Origin of the sequence: Streptomyces sp. NPDC127068 (assembly GCF_042724695.1) — a bacterium.
GTDB lineage: Bacteria > Actinomycetota > Actinomycetes > Streptomycetales > Streptomycetaceae > Streptomyces.
This window is the reverse complement of sequence record NZ_JBHXEN010000093.1, coordinates 1-17323: the sequence shown is the minus strand read 5'-3', so window position 1 is coordinate 17323 and position 17323 is coordinate 1. Positions and strand designations below refer to the sequence as shown.

The window sequence follows — 17323 nt, the reverse complement described above, 5'->3', positions numbered from 1 at the left end:
GCCCCGCCCGCGCCCCCCCCCCCCCCCGCGCCCCCCCCGCGCCGGGGGGCCCACCGCGCCACCAGCCGAGACGACAGGCCGAGGAGACGATCAGCCGGCGATGGCCACCGACACGACGAAGAGGAAGAGCACGGCGATACCGCTGTGGCTCGCCGTGCTCTTCCTGACCATGTTCACCTTCTCCACGGACGACCACGTGATCGCGGGCATCCTGTCCGAGGTCGCCGCCGGCCTCTCGGTCTCCGAGGCGATGGCCGGCCAACTGGTGACGGTCCCCTCCCTCACCGTCGCGGCCGTCATTCCTGTGGCCGGTCTGCTCGTGGCCTCCACCGCGCGCAGGACCGTGGTGCTCGCGGCCCTCGCCGTGTTCACCCCCGCCCACCTCCGCGAGCCGCACGACACCGGCGCCCGCCCGGGCCCGGTCCAGCGAGACGGAGCCGCCCGGTGAGCGTGCCGCCCCCCGAACCGACGCCCGCACCCACCACGCTGGGTGCCCTGCTGCGCCCCGTCCTGGGCCGGCTCGTCCTCACCGCGCTGTGCTCGGCGGTGGCCGCCGTGGCCTCGGTGGTGCCCCTGGTCTGCCTGGTGGAACTCGCCCGGACTCTGCTGCCCGGTCTCACCGGGGGCCCCGTCGACGAGGGCGGGGCATGGGCCGCCGTCGCCGTCGCCGCCGCCGCGCTGGCCCTGCGGCTGGTGCTGCTGCTGTGCGCCTCCACCGTCTCCCACCTGGCCGACGTGCGACTGGGGTCCCTGCTCCGCCGCAGGGTCGTCGGCCACCTGGGCCGTGTGCCGCTGGGCTGGTTCACCCAGCGCAACTCCGGCCTGGTGAAGAAGGCCGTCCAGGACGATGTCGGTGCCCTGCACCACCTGGTGGCGCACTCGGTCACCGAGCTGACCACCGCGCTGGTGGTGCCGGCCGTGATCGTCGGCTACCTGCTGCTGACCGACCCGCTGATGACCGTCATCACCCTGGTCCCGGTGGCGGCCGGCATGCTCGGCCTCAAGATCGCCACCCGGGGCACCACGCACAAGCTCATCGAGTACGCGGGCTCGCAGGCACGCCTCGGAGCCGCCGCCGTGCAGTTCACCGACGGCATCACCGAGGTCAAGACGTTCGGCACCCTCGGCCGGGCCCACGACGCCTACCGGGAGGCCGCCGAGGACTTCGACGACCGCCACCGGGACTGGATGCGCTCCAGTTCCGCCGGGGCGACCTTCATGGAACTGGCCCTCTCGCCGATGACCCTGCTCCTGACCACGGTGCTCGCCGGGGGAGCCCTGGTGCACTCCGGACACCTCGGCGGTCCTGCGGAGCTGCTGCCCTTCGTCGTCCTGGGGCTGGCGATACCCGCGCCGGTGCTCGCCGTCGGCTTCAACTACCACGCCCTGCTCGCGGCCCGGGGCGCCGCCGCCCGGGTCCGGGAGATCCTCGCCGAGTCCGTGCTCCCCGCACCGGCCGAGCCTGCCGCCGCACCGGACGCCGGCGCCGCCCTGCGCCTGGAGTCCGTGGACTTCGACTACGGCGGCCACGCCGCCCTGCGCGGCATCGACCTGACGCTCCGCCCCGGAACCGTGACCGCCCTCGTCGGTGCCTCCGGGTCGGGCAAGTCGACCCTCGCCAAGCTGGCCGCCCGCTTCCACGACCCGTCCGCGGGACGGATCACCCTGGGCGGCACCGACCTGCGCGCACTCTCCTTCGAAGACCTCTACGACCACATCGGCTTCGTCTTCCAGGACACCACGCCGCTGCGCATCTCCGTCCGGGACAACATCCGGCTGGCCCGCCCCGACGCCGACGACACCGAGGTCCTGCGCGCAGTCTCCGCGGCACGGCTCACCGAGGTGGTCGAAGGCCTCCCCCGGGGCCTGGACTCCGTCATCGGCGACGACGCCGTCCTGTCCGGCGGCGAGTGCCAGCGCATCGCCATCGCCCGTGCCCTCCTCGCCGACCGGCCACTGCTCGTCCTCGACGAGGCCACCTCGGCGGTGGACCCCGACAGCGAGGCGGCCATCCAGCAGGCGCTCAGTGCGCTCAGCGCGGGCCGGACCCTCCTGGTGATCGCCCACCGGCTGCACACGGTACGCGGTGCCGACACCATCGCGGTGCTCGACGGCGGCCGCATCGTCGAACAGGGCACCCACGAGGAGCTGCTGGAGAACGGCACCCACTACCGGGCCCTGTGGGCCGCGCACCAGGGCGGCGAAGAGCCCCAGCGGCCCGACGACACCACCGAAAGCGAGCTGTCGAACCGATGATCCGCTCCCTGTTCGCCCTGCTCGACCCGGCGGGCCGCCGCCAGCTGCGCGCCCTGCTGATCCGCGTCGGCGCGGCGGCCGTCCTCCAGGGGCTCGCCGGCTGCACCCTCATCCCGCTGCTCGGCGCACTGTTCACCGACGACTGGGACGCGGTGTGGACCTGGGCCGCGGTCCTGGCCGGCCTGGTACTGGCCCACCACACGGTGATGCTGCGCAACCACCGCCACGCCGGTGAGCTCTCCAGCGCCCTGCTGCGGCTGCTCCACGCCCGGCTGGGCGAAGCGCTGACCCGCATCCCGCTGGGATGGTTCGCCGAAGGGCGCGCGGCGACCGTCAACCGGCTGGTCACCAAGACCGCCGTCGACGTGGCCACCGCCCCCGCCCACCTGGTGGCCCCGGTGGTGGCGGCGGTGGCCACCCCGGCGACCATCATCGTCGTCACCCTGGCCGTGCAGTGGCAGATCGGGCTCGCCCTGCTGCTCGGCGCCCCGCTGCCGCTGTTCGCCTACCGTCTCTACCTCCGGGTCATCGAGCGCGTCGAAGACACCTGGGAGGCCGGCACCAACCGCGCCTCCGAGCGGGTCCTGGAGTACGCGCGACAGCAGCCGGTGCTACGGGCCTACGGTGGCGGCGGTGCTCCTCTGGACCGGGCCCTCACCGACCAGGACGCGGGTGCCCGGAGCATGGTCCTGGGCAACTCGGCGGCCACCGCGCCGCTCTTCCTGGCCCTGCAGACGGTACTCACCGCGGTGCTGGCCCTCATCGTCATGCTCGCCCTCGGCGGCGGAGGTGACGTCGCGGTGCTGATCGCCGTGATGGTGCTGGCCGTGCGTTTCGTGGAGCCGCTGACGGCCGTGGCCGAGGTCGCCGGCGGCCTGCGCATCGCCACCGTGGGGCTGCGGCGCTTCCGCGAGGTACTGGACATCCCGCCGCTGCCGGAGCCCGGCCGGCCCGCGGCCTCCGGGCCGCCGTCCGTGGAGTTCCGTGAGGTGAGCTTCGGCTACACCCCGGGCCGTCCGGTCCTGCACACGCTGTCCTTCCGCGCCGAGCCCGGCACGCTGACCGCGCTGGTCGGGCCCTCGGGCGCCGGGAAGTCCACCGTGCTCTCCCTGATCGCCCGCTTCCACGACCCGGACAGCGGCGCCGTGCTCGTCGGCGCCCGGGACGTGCGCGAGCTGGGCACCGAGCGGCTGCTGAGCCAGATCGCCCTGGTCTCCCAGCACCCGTACCTCTTCGAGGAGTCCATCGCCGAGAACATCCTGCGCGCCCGGCCCGGTGCCGGCCCCGACGAGCTGGACCGGGTGGTCCGGCTGGCCCGCGTCGACGAGATCGCCGCCCGGCTGCCGAACGGCCTCGACACCCGCGTCGGAGAGGGCGGGGCCACACTCTCCGGGGGCGAGCGGCAGCGGGTCTCGATCGCCCGTGCCCTGCTCAAGGACGCCCCGATCGTGCTGCTGGACGAGGTCACTTCCTCACTCGACGCCGTGAACGAGCGGCTGGTCCAGCAGGCCGTCACCCGGCTTGCCGCCGACCGCACGGTGCTGGTGGTCGCCCATCGGCTGGAGACCGTCGAGGGCGCCGACCGGATTCTGGTGCTGGACGGGGGCCGTGTCACCGAGTCCGGCTCCCACGCGGAACTCCTGCGGCTCGGCGGCGTCTACAGCCGCTTCGTCGACCTGCGCCGCCAGGCCGCCGCCTGGCATCTCACCGGCACCGGATGAGCCCGTCCGCGTGGATGACAGAAGAGCCCGTACGTGTCGGCCGCTGCCGTGGTCGCCCCGAACAGGCTGGCCGGATCGTCGCCGAGGGCACGTGGCAGTCCTCGGGGGGCAGCCTCCCGCTTGGTACGGCTGAACGTATCGGAGGCGTCCACGGCCGCGTAGGCGCCCCCAAGGCGCTGTTCGTCCGAGATCACCGATCAGCGGTAGGTGACGTGATGTCAGGCCACCGCGTCCAGCGCGGCGGCGGGGTGGACCCGGGCGAAGGCCTCGCGGTTGTCGAGCGCCCCGAGCGTCTTCGCCGGATGCGTCCACGCCGGTCACGGCGCCGGCTCCACGCGCGGCAGCTCCAAGACGAAGACGGTGGCACCCGGCTCGCTGCTCAGGGTCAAGGTGCCGCCGTGCGCGGCCACCAGGGAGCGGGCCACCGCGAGGCCGAGGCCGCTGCCGCCGCTCTCCCGGCTGCGGGCCTTGTCGACGCGGTAGAAGCGGTCGAAGACCCGGCGCTGGTCGGCGTCCGTGATGCCGGGCCCCGTGTCGGCCACGACCACCCGGGCGGACACCGGCGTCGAAGCCACCGTCATGGACACACGTGTCCCCTCGGGTGTGTGGACGGCCCCGTTGGTCAGCAGGTTGTCGAGCACCTGGCGGAACCGGACGGGGTCCAGGCTCAGCGGCAGCAGTCGGGGCCCGATGTCGAGGACCAGCGGATGGCCGGGGTGGGCGGCGCGGAAGGCGTCGGCGGCCTGCCGGGCGAGGTCCGCCAGATCGCACGGTTCGAGGCGCAGCGACGCGTCCACCTCGGCGGCGTCGAGCCGGGCGAGCAGCAGCAGGTCGTCGAGGAGGACGCCCATGCGGGCGGCTTCGGAACGGAGCCGGGCGAGGTGTTTGTCGCGTTCCTCGGGGACGTTGGCGGCAGCGTACTGGAACAGGTCCGCGTAGCCGCGCACCGACATCAGGGGGGTGCGCAGTTCGTGTGAGGCGTCGGCGACGAACCGACGCAGCCTCTGCTCCGCCTCGGCGCGCACGGCCAGGGAGTCGTCGATGTGTTCCAGCATCGTGTTGAAGGCGGTGCGCAGTTCCTCGACCTCGGGGCCGCCACCGGACCGGTCGGCACGCAGGGGCAGCCGGGCCGCCGACTCGGTGAGGTCGTGCGAGGCGATGCCGTGTGCCGTGTGCGCCATGTCGCTGAGCGGTTGCAGACCGCGCCGCAGCAGGAACCGTCCGGAGACGACGAGGGCCAGCAGGGCGACCGTGAACGCGATCACCTGGACCGTGATCAGTTGGTCCATCGTGTCCTCGGTCTCCGCCATCGGGGCGGCGCTGACCAGGACGACCCCGGGCACGACCTCGCAGGCCCGCAGCCGGTAGGCGCCCTTTCCTCCCACCTGCGCGGTGCTCGTCACATCGCGGGTGGTGTCGGCGCGCTTCTGGGCGAGGGCGGTGAACTCCTCGATGTCGTCCGGCACATCGGCCGGTCGGCGCAGCGCCGCAGCGCCGTCGCGGACGTCGTACACAGCCGTGTACCACCCGTAGTACGGCTGACGTGTGAGCGTGCCGTTCTCGGCGGCGTCCTTGGCCTGTACGTTCTGCACCAGCTTCAGCTGGGCGATCTGCTGGTGTCCCAGGTAGTCGCGCATGTACGCGGTCAGGGCCGTGCCGACGACGGCGAACGCCACCAGCGAGAGCACGCCGAGGCCGAGAGCGAGCCTGGTTCCGAGGCGGAGCCTGCGGTACGTGTGGCGCAGCCGTGCGCTCATTCGGCTGCTTGCCTGACCACGTAGCCGAAGCCGCGCACGGTGTGGATCAGGGGACTGCCGGTCGCGTCGAGTTTGCGGCGCAACCTGCTGACGACGAGCTCGACGACGTTCGAGCGACCGCCGAAGCCGTACTCCCACACGTGGTCGAGGATCTGCGCCTTGGTGAGTACGGTCGGGGACTTGCGCATCAGGTAGCGCAGCACGTCGTACTCGGTCGGGGTCAGTGTCAACGGGGATTCCCCACGCCGTACTTCCCTCGTGTCCTCGTCCATCGTCAGGTCGGCGACCCGTAGGAAGGACCGCTTGAACCCCGGTCCGGTGCTGCGCCGCAGCACGGTGCGGAGCCGGGCCATCAGTTCCTCCACCGCGAACGGCTTGACCAGGTAGTCGTCACCGCCGCGGGTGAGCCCCGCGACCCGGTCGGCGACGGTGTCGCGCGCGGTGAGGAACACCACGGGCACCATCGTCCCGGCTGCGCGCAGCCCGTCGAGCACCCCGAAGCCGTCGAGGTCGGGCAGCATCAGGTCCAGGACGACGATGTCCGGAGGACGGCCGGCGGCCGACCGCAGCGCTTCCCGGCCCGAGTTGGCCGTGACCGCATCCCAGCCTTCGTAGCGGGCGACCGTCGCGACGAGGTCGGCGATCGCCGGGTCGTCGTCCACGACCAGCACTCGTATCTTGTCCACCCGTCCATCCTGCGGCACGCGGACGGCAGCGCGGCCCTGCCGATCCGTGCCGGGGCACTTCGACACGGAGTTGAAAGTCCCCTGACAGGGAATCGACAGGTCCCAGCGGTCAAGCTCTCTCCACCGACTCGATCCAGGAGGTTCCGGCCCGTGACCGTAGTCCCTTCGACGTCCGCACCGCCGCCCCCCGCACCGGCTTCGCCCGTTCGCTCCTCTGTGCTGCGCCCCCGGGTGGCGGCCAGAGCCGGGCTGTACGCCCTGCTCGGCGGGAACGCGGTGGCCGTCGGGTACTTCTTCTCCCAGGCGGGCTTCGCGTCCAACGCGCTGATCGTGCTCGGTCGTCTCTGTGGCCTCTACGGCGCCCTGTTCATGGCCTTCCAACTGCTGCTGGTCGCCCGGCTGCCCTGGCTCGACCGCCGCATCGGCATGGACCGGCTCACCGCCTGGCACCGCGTCACCGGCTTCGGTCTGCTGTGGTCGCTGGTCGGACACGGCGTCTTCATCACCTTCGGCTATGCCCAGGTGTCCTCGCTCGACCCGGTCGACCAGCTGATCGACCTGGCCGAGACCACCGAGGGCGTGCTGCGGGCGGTCGTCGCCATGGTCCTCATCCTGGTCGTCGGCGGAGCCTCGGCCCGCTGGGCTCGACGCCGACTCGCCTACGAGACCTGGCACTTCATCCACCTCTACACCTACGTCGCGGTGGTCCTCGCCTTCACCCACCAGGTCGCGGCCGGCACCACGTTCACCACGTCGTCGGCCGCCACCGCGTACTGGTACGGCCTGTGGTGCTGCGCGCTCGGCTCGGTGTTCGCCGGCCGCGTCGTGCTCCCCCTCCAGCGCAACCTCCGGCACCGGCTGCGGGTGTCGGCCGTCGTGCCCGAGTCCGATCACGTCGTCTCCGTCCATGTGACGGGGCGTGACCTGCACCGGCTCCCCGCCCGTGCGGGCCAGTTCTTCCTTTGGCGGTTCATGACGAAGGACCGCTGGTGGCAGGCGAACCCGTACTCGCTGTCGGCCGCCCCGGACGGCGCCCGTCTGCGGCTGACGGTGAAGGCGTCCGGCGCGGGGTCCGCGTCCCTGCGCCGGCTGGAGCCGGGGACCCGCGTGTTCGCCGAAGGCCCCTACGGCGCCTTCACCACCCTCCACCGCACCCGTCCGAACACCCTGCTGATCGCGGGCGGTGTCGGCATCACCCCGATCCGCGCGCTCCTGGAGGACCTGCACGGCCATGCCGTGCTCGTCTACCGTGTGTCCGCCGCCCGGGACGCGGTCCTCTACGACGAACTGCGGGAAATCGCCGCCGCCAAGGGTGCGTCGCTGCATGTGATCAGCGGCCCGCCGGACCCCGACCCGCTGTCGCCGGACGCACTGTCCGCGCTCGTCCCCGACCTCACCGAGCGCGACGTCTACGTCTGCGGCCCGCCCGGCATGACCCGCTCCGTGCTGCGTGGTCTGCGCGCGCTCGGTGTACCCAAGCCGCAGATCCACTACGAACGCTTCAGCCTGGCCCGATGACCGAGCTGGTCGCCCCATGACCGAGCTCGCCGGATGACCGAGTACAGCAGACGAAGGGGAACATCACGTGAGACGAGCACTACCCGTCCTGGTCCTGTCCGTCGCGGCCCTGATCCCGGTCTGGCGGTACACACCCTCGATCGCCACGTCCGCCCAGGCGCCGCCGAGCCCGGCGGAGGCCCCGTCCGCGCCCTCGTCGGACGTCTCCGTTCCCCCTTCGGCCTCCTCCGGCACCCGGGTGATCGCCGGGGCGACGATCCCGACCGAGAAGGGTGACGTACAGGTCGAGGTGACGCTGACGGCTGGCAGGATCACCGCGGTCAAGGCCCTCAAGGCTCCCGCGCACCCCCAGACCACGGCAGCCCTACCGAAACTGATCGAGGCGACCCTCGAAGCCCAGAGCGCCGACATCGACGCGGTGACGGGGGCGACGATCACCAGCGACGGCTACAGGGAATCCCTCCAAGCGGCCCTCGACCAGAGGACCGGCACCTGACGTGATCCGAGTCGAACACGTCATGGGCCTGCCGGTCTCCCTGCGCATCGACGACACGCGCTTCCCTGCGGGGGCCGCGGACGCGGTCTTCGCGTGGCTCCGGGAAGCCGACGCACGGTTCAGCCCGTTCAGGCCCGACAGCGAGGTGTCCCGCCTGAACCGGGGGGAGCTGGGCACCGCCGACGTCAGCGCCGACCTCGCCCGTGTCCTGGAACTGTGCGAGCAGTACCGGCGAGCGAGTGGCGGCGCCTTCGACGTGCGTGTGCCGGGCCGGGGGCTCGACCCGTGCGCGGTCGTCAAGGGCTGGTCGGTCCAGCTCGCCGCCGAACTGCTGACGGCAGCCGGCGTACGACGGTTCTGCCTGAACGCCGGTGGCGACGTGGTCGTCGGCGGCGGCCCCTGGAAGGTGGGCATACGTCACCCCGAGGACGCCGGCCGGCTTTGCGCGGTGCTGGAGCTGACGGATGCGGCTGTCGCCACGTCCGGCCACTACGAACGCGGCGCCCACATCCTCGACGCCCGCACCGGCCGCCCCGCCATCGGTCTGCTGGCCGTCACGGTCGTCGCACCGACGCTCACGGAAGCGGACGCGACGGCGACAGCGGCGTTCGCGCTGGGTGCGGACGGTGTTGCGTGGGCGGCCGGGCGCCCGCACTGCGAGGTGTTCGCCGTCGACACGGCCCGCAAGGTCCTGCGCACGGCGGGGCTACCCACGCCACGCGCCCCGGTGGGTACCCCTTGAATAGGATCTCCGAAGTGTCGGATCCGCGGCGACTCCCAGAAGGGATCAGCCCACGCGGCGCATTCCCGGTGCACGGTGCCGGTCATTCCAGGGGGGATCTCGATGGGATTGGCTACGGGGCGACGAAGGTCTTTATCAATGCCCGGTAGTGTTCCACCTCAGCGCGATCCCGCAGGAACTCACGGAATCCGTTCAACCGGCTGTTGTACTGGGTAATCGGCTTCCACCCGGTGGCAGGCGCAACGTCGCGGCGGGTCGGCCATTGCAGGCCCGCGCTCTGACGTTCCACGGACATCTGCCAGGCGACGTACAGCTTCGCCGCCGCCGGATGGCGCGCCTTCCGGAGGATCGCCACCGTTTGCGGCCAGCTCATGAAGGGGTCCGTCCGCGGCACGACGTAGCGAAGGGGCTGTCCCGGGACGGGCGCCAACGACGCGATGTGGGCGAGAGTCGCGGTGCGCTGGCCGCTGACCAGCGACGCCGTGGTCGCCCCTGCGTTCGCGACGATCAGCGGCCGCTGCTCCATGAACTGCTCCATGAATCGCAGACCGTACTTCTGGGTCACCAGGTGGAACGCGAACAGGATGGCGTCTTCCGCGGTGGGGTCCGAAATGACGATCCTGTCGCGGAACGCGGGTGCCAGAAAGTCGCTGGCGTCCCGCGGCGCCTCGGCATCGGAGAGGAGGGCGCTGTTGCTCACGCGGCCGAACGAACGGACCGCGATGCCGATGTAGGCATCGTCGGGGTCCCGGTACTGCGGGAACACCGCTTTGGCGCCCGGGGGACGGTACGGCAGGAGCGCGTTCTGAGCCTTCCAGCGGTCGAAGTCGTAGAGGGTCTGTAGTTGGACGAGGTCCGGCTCCAAGCCCCCCAGGGCCAACTGCCTGTTGACTAGGGCACTTTGGACAGGGCTGTAGCGGACGGTGAAGACGGCGTCGATCCCGGGAAAGGCGGTGACGAACGCCTCGCGGGTCCGGGCCTCCTGTTGAGGGGAGCTACCGCCGGCCCACACGACGAGCTTGCCGCCCTCGTCGAGCGCATCCCCGTACAACTGCTCCAGGTGTCGAGCCGAATCGCCGTCGACCGCCGTCGACGCCGCGAAGGCACTCTTCTGCGCGAATGCCGAGGCGCCTATCCCCATCGCGCCGACCGCGGTGTACTTCAGGATGCCGCGGCGCCCCATTCCACGCGTCATCGGATCACGACTGTTCAATGTTCCCTCCGTTGACTCCCTGAGCAACCCCGGCGAGCGGGGGCGTCATTCTGTTGACGTGACCACCCTGTCACAGCGTTTCCGAACTCAAGGCAATCGACAGGTCATTGATAGCCAACCCGACCTTGGCTGCGCACTCGCATTCGAGAACGAGCCCCTCAGGAATTCCCTCGGACGGTACCCAGCGCCGCGGCGCCCTGCCGGCGGTCACGGCCGATCTGCGGTTTCGGGGTGGGTCGCGTCGGTGGTGCCCCCGGTTGGCGGGACGGGGCCGGACAGGCAGCCGAGCGTCAGCAGTACGGCGAGCAGGCGGCCCTGACGGCGGCGGGCGGGAAGGCCCCGCCGCCGGTGTGCGGTCGCCGCGTGTGATCAGCCGAGGGCGGCCCGCTTGATCAGGTTGGCCATCGCGCGCTGCGCGGGCGGCGGGATCATGCGGTCGTTGGTGGCCACGAGGTACCAGGCGAGCTTGGTCCGCCAGGCCGGCGTGGGAAACCGCGCCGCCGGCCGCGTCCACGTTCGGCGGCAGGACCGGCGGGACCGCGGCACCGGGCGGCGGACAGCAGGCGATGGGCGGTGTCCACGTCCCGTAGCTGTTGAGCAGGTAGAGGGCGGTGGCCACCGCGCCGGGCGCTGATGCCGGCGGCGTCTTCGAGGAGACCGGCGATCTGCTCGTCGGGTTCCACCGCGCCTGCGCCAGGTGCCAGGCCCGCTGGTCGGGGACGCCGTTCCAGGCTTCCGCGAGTGCGCGGTGAACGCTGCGGCGCTGGTCGCTGGTGGACAGTTCCACCACCGCGGAACGTCAGTCGCCCGGTGGCCTCTTCGATGCGCACGAGCTGGAGCCGCTCGGCGGGGGCCAGGTGCTTCAGGTCGCACCGCCCCTCCACCGCCCGGCGCACGATCAGCTGGTTGCCACTGCCTTCCAGGGCCGCCACCAGCAGCAGATGCCTGGTCGGTGCGGGCAGGCTCGTGATCCGGGAGGCGAACGTCGCCTGCAGCCGCTGGGCCAGTGGAATGCGTTGGGGAAAAACGTGGGACTCGGTGCGCTGCAAGTCGGTGAGGGCAGCGGGACGTTCGAGGAGCGCCAACGGATCTCCTTCGGCCCCGTAGCCCACGCCCGACCGATGACCACCCGGGGACCGGTTCCCCAGAGCGTTCACGGTCCGAGAGCAGGACGGGAGGCTCTACGCGCCGCGCCCTCGACCACTGGCACAGGAATGCGTGCCGGCACACCGGCCACCAGGGCCCCGGCCAACGGGGCCTAGCCCGCGGCCCCTTCATTGCCGCTCGCGGAGTGGACCCGCCCGCGGAGTCCGTCGAGGAGGAGGTCGAGCCCGAACGTGAAGCGGTCGTCGAAGTTGACGAGCTGCTCGACGGGCGTAGTGAACAGGTGGGGGTAGGTCGTGCGCCCCGTGGTGGGGTCGAGTCCGTCGAGGGCGCCCGCGCTGGGGCCCTGCTGTTCGAGGGCTTCGCCCAGGACGTAGCAGAAGACCGTGGAGGTCGCCCAGAGAGCGGCGGTGCCGTCGAGGCCGGCTTGCCGCATGACCCCGACGAACCGCTCCGCGTAAGTCAGCGTGTTCCGCTTCGACGTGTAGCTGCCGCCGACGATCCTGGCGCCGTCGCGCTGCGCCAGCAGGGCGCGCCGCAGTTGTCCGGCGAGGAGGGCGACCTCGGCCGTCCAACAGTCCCCGTGGCGATCCGGCAGGGCTTCCCCCAGGATCGCTTCCGCCATCTCGTCGAGGAGCGCCTGTTTGTTGCTGAAGACGCGGTAGATGGCGGGGAGTTGCAGCCCCAGGGCGTCCGCCAGGCGCCTCATGGTGAGCGCTTCGAGGCCGTCGGCGTCGACGATGTGCCGAGCCGCGGCCACCAGGGCGCGGGCGCGGTCAGCGGGTGGCGGGGCACTGGTGGGGCCGGGCGGGAGCCCCGGGCGAACGGTCGACATGTTAACGATGTTATCGACCTCGGGAGCGATCGGCTCCCACCAGGTGCTGGGAGTAGTCGTCGAGGACGATCGCATGGGACAACCGGGCCTGGTTCCGCAGGAGGCGCGCCTTGCCGGGGAGGTGGCTGACCAGTCGTGTGACTCCGTTGCGCAGGGCGATGCCGTGCGATGTCTCGGGTGTCATCACCCTGCCCTGGCCGGGGGCCGACCGTTGGATGCGCTCGACCCAGGGGCGCAGTGCGGCTTCGTACCGGCCGAAGGCTCCCGCGACGTCGTCCGGCGTGCGGGCCAGTTCGCCGGCGAGGACGTACGCGCCGACCATCGCGATGGTCGTGCCGTGGCCCGACAGGGGCGAAGCGCAGGAGGCCGCGTCACCCAGGAGCCCGACGCGTCCGGTCGACCAGGCGGGGAGGTTCACCTGGCTACAGGTGTCGAAGTAGAAGTCGGGGGCCGTCTCGATCTGCGACAGCAGGGCCGCGGCCTCCCACCCCATGCCGTACCCCCGGGCCCGGACCATGCGCTTCTGTGCCTCCACGTCACGCCAGTCGTACGAGGGGCGTCCCGCGCGGAAGGTGAAGAAGGCCATCGTCTTGCTGCTCCCGAGGATGGACCGCATGCCGATCGACCTGCCCGGCTCGCTGTAGAGAGCCGTCCAGTCCTTCAGCTCCAGGTGGTTGCGAGCGGTCCAGAAGGACACGTACATCCCGAGGTGCCGCACGTGCCGGCTCTCGGGGCCGAACAGCATCTCCCGCAGTTCCGAATGCAGACCGTCGGCTCCGACCACCAGGTCGAACGACTCGGCGGATGCCGACGCGAACTCGACCCGGACCTTCGCCCCTTCGTCGCGCACCGAGGTGATCCGGTCGCCGAACCGGTAGTCGACGCGGTCCCGCGACCGTTCGTGGAGCACCCGCGACAGGCTGCCGCGCAGGATCTCGATCTCGGCGACCGGCCCGTCGCCACCGAACTGGTCGGACCTGAGCGTTCCCCGCGCACGCCCTCGGCGGTCGACGAAGGAGAGGCCGAAGTTGTCCTCACTCGCGGCCCGGACGTCGGCGTCGACACCCATCCGCCGGATCACCTCGCGTGAGACCCCACGGAGGTCGACCAGTTGGCCGCCCGCGCGCAGTTCGGGCCACCGCTCCACCACGGTGACCTCCGCACCGTACTCGGCCAGCCATAACGCCAGTGCGGGGCCGGCAATGCTGGCGCCGGAGATCAGAACCTTGAGTCGCTGCATCAGTTCCCTCGCTTCACGGTCGAGACGATCAGCATCGTTAACGCCGTTATCGCCACCCTAATGTTAACGCCGTTACCACGTCAATGGAGGCGACCGCGCGGGCCGTTGACGGCAGCAAGGGAGGCGGCGCCGGTCCCGACGCGGACCATGACGTAGGGGAAGGCTCACGGTGTGAGGGGCAGACGGCGTACCGCGGGCCCGGGCGACCCTCTTGACCTTGTCGCGGGGTCATGGTTTCCCCTGGGGGTCATCCGGGCCGGACCCATCACCGGACGCACAGGACCATCCTCCAGACCGAGAGGGCACCGAGATGACCACCACTGCCGAGAAGAACATGATCCTGATCCGCACCGCGTACCGCTCGCTGGAGAGCGGCGACCTCGACCTGACCGAGCAGCTGCTGACCGAGGACTTCATCGCCAACGTCCCCGGGACCCCTGATCCGCTGCACGGGCGGGAGACCTGGCGGGCGGGCGCCCAGGCCATGAAGGACGCCTTCCCCGACCTGACGATCGACGTCCAGGACATGTTCAGCGTCGGCGACAAGGTGACGGTGCTCGTCCGCCTCCGGGGAATGCACCGAGGCGCCTTCCAGCAGTACGAGGCGACGGGCCGCCGGGTCAGCTTCCGGAGCATCGAGGTCTACCGCGTCGAGGGAGACAAGATCGCCGAGGAGTGGGTCGCGCCGGACGTGCTCAGCCTCGTGCAGCAGATCGCGCCCGCCCCCGCTGGCCGCTGACCCCCGGCCGGTCGACCCGTCACGTGTCAGCGACCCAGTCGGACCGACCGCCTCCGTCACTCCGGGCCCTCCGGGCACTCCGCTGTCTGACTGCCAGTACTCCAGCAGGAGTTCGCTGCCCGAGCTGTGGTGCTCACCGGGCAGCGGGAGTGTGGCGGGTGGGGTGGGCTGCCGGAGGCGGTTCCACGGAAGCCACCCCTCGAACGTGTGCCACCGTCGCCGATAGGGGCGCCGCCATGTCCGCTGCGGTCGAGCGCCAGCACTCCGGATTGGAAGGCAGCCTTCATCGTGCCGGCCAGGTCGGAGCGACGGTGGACATCGCCTCGACGACTTCGCGCATGTGGTGGACCCCACCCCCTGCCGAACCCCGCACACGAAAAGGCGGTACCGGGATTCTCCGGTACCGCCTTCGCCCCGCCCAAGGGTGCGTGCGTGACGCGATTAGGCGCGCGCTGTGACGCCAATCGAACACTTGCTGTAGGAGCCCTTCACCACGCACAACTTCATGGTGTACGTGCTGCCCTCGGTCAGGTTACCGGTCTCGGTCACGCTGTAAGGGGAGCCGTGCCCCCGAGTCGTCGCGACACGACCGTTGCTGAGGTGGGCCTCGATTCCGTAACCGTCCGGCAGCACGTCACGGGCGGTCAGCGCGTCACCGGGCGCACCACCGCTCGGGTCCGCCCGCCACTCGGCATACCCGGCCGGCTCGCCACCCCAGCTGTTGTTGTTCGCGACGATGATCGGATCGCCGTTGACGAGGTTGGTGTACGTAAAGCTGAAACTGTCCTCAGCTGCCGCGGCCGGGGTGGCGGACACCAACACCCCGGCGGCCACGATAGCGAGTGTTCCCAGAGTGCTCCCGAGCTTCTTCGCCAAGTTCGCCTGCATGACCAACTCCTTTGACGGACTTTCAATACTTGATCATCATGCGGCGATGAAGATGACTTTGGCAGATCATTTCGAGCCACATAGATCAACTACCGTAACCAGGGACGCCACTCAGAAGATGTCGTGATATCGCATCCCCACGACTCGGCACAGGAGATCCGGACCACCTCGCGCCAACTCCAGGAACGGATCCACTCATTGCCGCCATGCCCGTGGATTCCGTGTCCATCAATTCATCCACCTACTTGAGCAGAACGCCCGGTTCAACGGGGACGCGGCGCGTACGCTCCTCGTCGAGCCGCTCCGCGGTGTCCGTTCAGCCGATGGGCGGCGCGACAGGATGGCTGGCCGTCGGTCAGGCATGCCCGGCGCTGCGGACGGCGGGCGGTTCAACTCGCCCGTACGGCCTCCCGGTAGCGGCGGGGGGCCATGCCCGTGGTGCGCTCGAAGGCGTTGCTGAAGGCAATCTCCGAGCTGTAGCCCAAGGAGGAGGCGATGACCGAAACGGGGGTGTCCTCCCGCCACAGGGCGCGCCGCGCCAAGCGCATCCGCCAGGCACGCAGATAGGTCAGGGGCGGAACCCCCACGACCTCCTTGAAACGCAGGGTGAAGCCGGTGCGGGACATGGCCGCGGCGCGGGCGAGTTCGGCAAGCGTCCAGGAGCGGGCTGGGCTCCCGTGCATGAGGCGCAGCGCGGGGCGGTGTGGACGGACTGGACCCGGCGGAGATCCGGCTGGCGCGCGGCCACGTCCTCGCCGAGGGCCCGTTGTCCGCGACATCGCCGTCGAGCTTCTGGGTCGGGCGCCGGACCGGTCGCTGGGATGTCTGCCGTACCGGTCGCTCGTCGCTGGACCGGACGCACTCGTGCCCCTCTTCCTTTCCCTGCCCGAGTACCTGGGGACGGCTGGGCCGCCGGCGCCGACCCGGTGGAAGCCCGCCGTGCACGCGATCAACGAGTTGCTGGAGCGGGACGCGCTCTCCCTGCTGCTGATCGGCCAGTTCCTCCGCGAGCGTCCCGAGCGGCTGGCCGTCGTGGACCCGGCGACGCTGCCGGACGAGGTGGCCGCGCTCCTCGCCTTCGCCGAGGCGACACGGGTCGTCGGGTCCACCTGATCGACATGACCAGCGACCTCGGTGTGCCGGCGTACACGGCCTACCTGCCCGCCCCGCAAGGGCAGCCGGCCAGGATCTGCGGGTGGGGTGCCTCGCTGTCGCGCCGGTACGCCGTCACCCGGGCCGTGAGCGAACTCGTCCAGCTCCACAGCACGATGCACCTGCGCGAGCAGTACGCCCACCTGTTGCCCGAGCAGCGCGACGACACCGGGCCGTACCCGAAGCTGCACGCCTGCTACCTGTCGGACTTCACGAGCGCCCTGGCTTCGGCCGAACTCAGGGCGTACGAGGACACGGTGGCTCCGGGCACGCCGCGGGGCCACCTCGACCGGCTCCTCTCGCCGCACCGAGGAGTGCGGTCGCCGCGGTCACGCACCAGGAGACCACTTCGTCGCCGAGCCAACTGTCGACGATCCGCAGGTTCGCGCCGATGACGGCGATCGCAACGACCCGTGCCTCGCGCGGGTCAGCGGGCCGGTCGTCCGGATAGCTTCTCGCGATCAAGGGCTCGATCAACACGGCCAGGTCGTCCACGGCACGGGCGCGGTGCACACCCACGCAGCCGCGGGTGTTCTGAGCGGCCACGAGGAACCGCCCCTTGGCGGGCACCGCGGTGAGCACGTCGAGTCCGCCCGAGACCGCCCGGCCGGTGAGTTCGGCCAGAAACGCGTCCGTGTCGGCGATCGCGTCACGGGCGGCGCACCACACCTCGCGGGTCACCCGCTCGAACATCGCACCCGTCAAGGCGTCGACGTCTTCGAAGCTCTCGTAGAAGTAGCGACGGGTCAGTCCCGGCTGCTCACAGACCCGACGTGCGCTGCGACCTGACCGCCCTTCGGCATCGAACACCTCCAGCGCGGCGTCGATGAGCGTCTCCCGCCGCTGCGTGACGCGGTCATGGGCCGGGTCCGCTGGGAACGGGGCCCGGCGGTGTTCGTCCCGGAGGACTGTCCCGGTCGGCAGTCGCTCGGATGGTCTGCTCATCCGCACCGTCCGGCCGGATCGGGCAGCTGTC

Annotated in this window: 18 protein-coding genes; 10 read left to right on the top strand and 8 right to left on the bottom strand. The window is 71.1% G+C overall.

The genetic code is table 11. The annotated features are described in order from the left end of the window. Window positions 1–100: 100 nt before the first annotated feature. Genes ACFWIA_RS34245 through ACFWIA_RS34235 form a run of 3 tightly spaced genes read left to right on the top strand, consistent with a single transcriptional unit; the run spans window position 101 to window position 3977 of the window. Window positions 101–448: a hypothetical protein gene (locus ACFWIA_RS34245; protein ID WP_387011175.1), complete on the top strand. Its 348-nt coding sequence runs from the start codon at window positions 101–103 to the stop codon at window positions 446–448. Further along, entirely contained in the window at window positions 445–2256 is a 1812-nt protein-coding gene (locus tag ACFWIA_RS34240) for an ABC transporter ATP-binding protein (RefSeq protein ID WP_387011174.1), read from the top strand. Before ACFWIA_RS34245 ends, ACFWIA_RS34240 begins: the two co-directional genes overlap by 4 nt. Then, window positions 2253–3977, top strand: a complete 1725-nt coding sequence (locus ACFWIA_RS34235; RefSeq protein WP_387011172.1) for an ABC transporter ATP-binding protein — start codon at window positions 2253–2255, stop codon at window positions 3975–3977. Before ACFWIA_RS34240 ends, ACFWIA_RS34235 begins: the two co-directional genes overlap by 4 nt. Window positions 3978–4294: 317 nt before the next feature. On the opposite strand, the gene ACFWIA_RS34230 is transcribed toward ACFWIA_RS34235, so the two are convergent. Continuing rightward, window positions 4295–5734 carry a sensor histidine kinase gene (locus tag ACFWIA_RS34230; protein ID WP_387011171.1) on the bottom strand — a complete coding sequence of 480 codons (1440 nt, stop codon included), beginning with the start codon at window positions 5732–5734 and terminating at the stop codon, window positions 4295–4297. Then, window positions 5731–6420: a response regulator transcription factor gene (locus ACFWIA_RS34225; RefSeq protein ID WP_387011170.1), complete on the bottom strand. Its 690-nt coding sequence runs from the start codon at window positions 6418–6420 to the stop codon at window positions 5731–5733. Before ACFWIA_RS34225 ends, ACFWIA_RS34230 begins: the two co-directional genes overlap by 4 nt. A gap of 231 nt (window positions 6421–6651) precedes the next feature. On the opposite strand from ACFWIA_RS34225, the gene ACFWIA_RS34220 reads away from it, so the two are divergent. The 3 genes from ACFWIA_RS34220 (at window position 6652) to ACFWIA_RS34210 (ending at window position 9176) form a co-directional block, all read left to right on the top strand. Next, entirely contained in the window at window positions 6652–7938 is a 1287-nt protein-coding gene (locus ACFWIA_RS34220; protein ID WP_387011169.1) for a ferric reductase-like transmembrane domain-containing protein, read from the top strand. Between the two features lie 67 nt (window positions 7939–8005). After that, complete coding sequence (locus ACFWIA_RS34215; RefSeq protein WP_387011168.1) at window positions 8006–8434, top strand: FMN-binding protein; 429 nt, start codon at window positions 8006–8008, stop codon at window positions 8432–8434. Between the two features lie 22 nt (window positions 8435–8456). Further along, complete coding sequence (locus tag ACFWIA_RS34210) at window positions 8457–9176, top strand: FAD:protein FMN transferase (protein ID WP_387011176.1); 720 nt, start codon at window positions 8457–8459, stop codon at window positions 9174–9176. 112 nt (window positions 9177–9288) lie between these two features. Here ACFWIA_RS34210 and ACFWIA_RS34205 read toward each other — a convergent pair whose 3' ends face one another. Continuing rightward, window positions 9289–10389, bottom strand: coding sequence for an ABC transporter substrate-binding protein (locus tag ACFWIA_RS34205; protein ID WP_387011167.1), 1101 nt, complete (start codon window positions 10387–10389; stop codon window positions 9289–9291). 369 nt (window positions 10390–10758) lie between these two features. Next, window positions 10759–10935 carry a hypothetical protein gene (locus ACFWIA_RS34200; RefSeq protein ID WP_387011166.1) on the bottom strand — a complete coding sequence of 59 codons (177 nt, stop codon included), beginning with the start codon at window positions 10933–10935 and terminating at the stop codon, window positions 10759–10761. A gap of 65 nt (window positions 10936–11000) precedes the next feature. On the opposite strand from ACFWIA_RS34200, the gene ACFWIA_RS34195 reads away from it, so the two are divergent. Next, the gene (locus ACFWIA_RS34195; RefSeq protein ID WP_387011165.1) at window positions 11001–11141 is read left to right on the top strand and encodes a hypothetical protein; all 141 of its coding nucleotides are present in this window, start codon (window positions 11001–11003) and stop codon (window positions 11139–11141) included. A gap of 506 nt (window positions 11142–11647) precedes the next feature. On the opposite strand, the gene ACFWIA_RS34190 is transcribed toward ACFWIA_RS34195, so the two are convergent. Both ACFWIA_RS34190 and ACFWIA_RS34185 read right to left on the bottom strand, forming a co-directional pair. Then, complete coding sequence (locus ACFWIA_RS34190) at window positions 11648–12328, bottom strand: TetR/AcrR family transcriptional regulator C-terminal domain-containing protein (protein ID WP_387011164.1); 681 nt, start codon at window positions 12326–12328, stop codon at window positions 11648–11650. 10 nt (window positions 12329–12338) lie between these two features. Then, window positions 12339–13568: an FAD-dependent monooxygenase gene (locus tag ACFWIA_RS34185; RefSeq protein ID WP_387011163.1), complete on the bottom strand. Its 1230-nt coding sequence runs from the start codon at window positions 13566–13568 to the stop codon at window positions 12339–12341. 310 nt (window positions 13569–13878) lie between these two features. On the opposite strand from ACFWIA_RS34185, the gene ACFWIA_RS34180 reads away from it, so the two are divergent. After that, window positions 13879–14307: an ester cyclase gene (locus tag ACFWIA_RS34180; protein ID WP_387011162.1), complete on the top strand. Its 429-nt coding sequence runs from the start codon at window positions 13879–13881 to the stop codon at window positions 14305–14307. A gap of 441 nt (window positions 14308–14748) precedes the next feature. On the opposite strand, the gene ACFWIA_RS34175 is transcribed toward ACFWIA_RS34180, so the two are convergent. After that, window positions 14749–15195 (bottom strand): hypothetical protein, encoded by a 447-nt coding sequence (locus tag ACFWIA_RS34175; RefSeq protein WP_387011161.1) that lies wholly within the window; start codon window positions 15193–15195, stop codon window positions 14749–14751. Between the two features lie 389 nt (window positions 15196–15584). Continuing rightward, window positions 15585–15878 (bottom strand): helix-turn-helix transcriptional regulator, encoded by a 294-nt coding sequence (locus ACFWIA_RS34170; RefSeq protein WP_387011160.1) that lies wholly within the window; start codon window positions 15876–15878, stop codon window positions 15585–15587. Between the two features lie 181 nt (window positions 15879–16059). On the opposite strand from ACFWIA_RS34170, the gene ACFWIA_RS34165 reads away from it, so the two are divergent. Both ACFWIA_RS34165 and ACFWIA_RS34160 read left to right on the top strand, forming a co-directional pair. After that, the gene (locus tag ACFWIA_RS34165; protein WP_387011159.1) at window positions 16060–16308 is read left to right on the top strand and encodes a hypothetical protein; all 249 of its coding nucleotides are present in this window, start codon (window positions 16060–16062) and stop codon (window positions 16306–16308) included. A gap of 5 nt (window positions 16309–16313) precedes the next feature. Continuing rightward, entirely contained in the window at window positions 16314–16742 is a 429-nt protein-coding gene (locus ACFWIA_RS34160) for a YcaO-like family protein (RefSeq protein ID WP_387011158.1), read from the top strand. The last annotated feature ends 581 nt before the right edge of the window (window positions 16743–17323 follow it).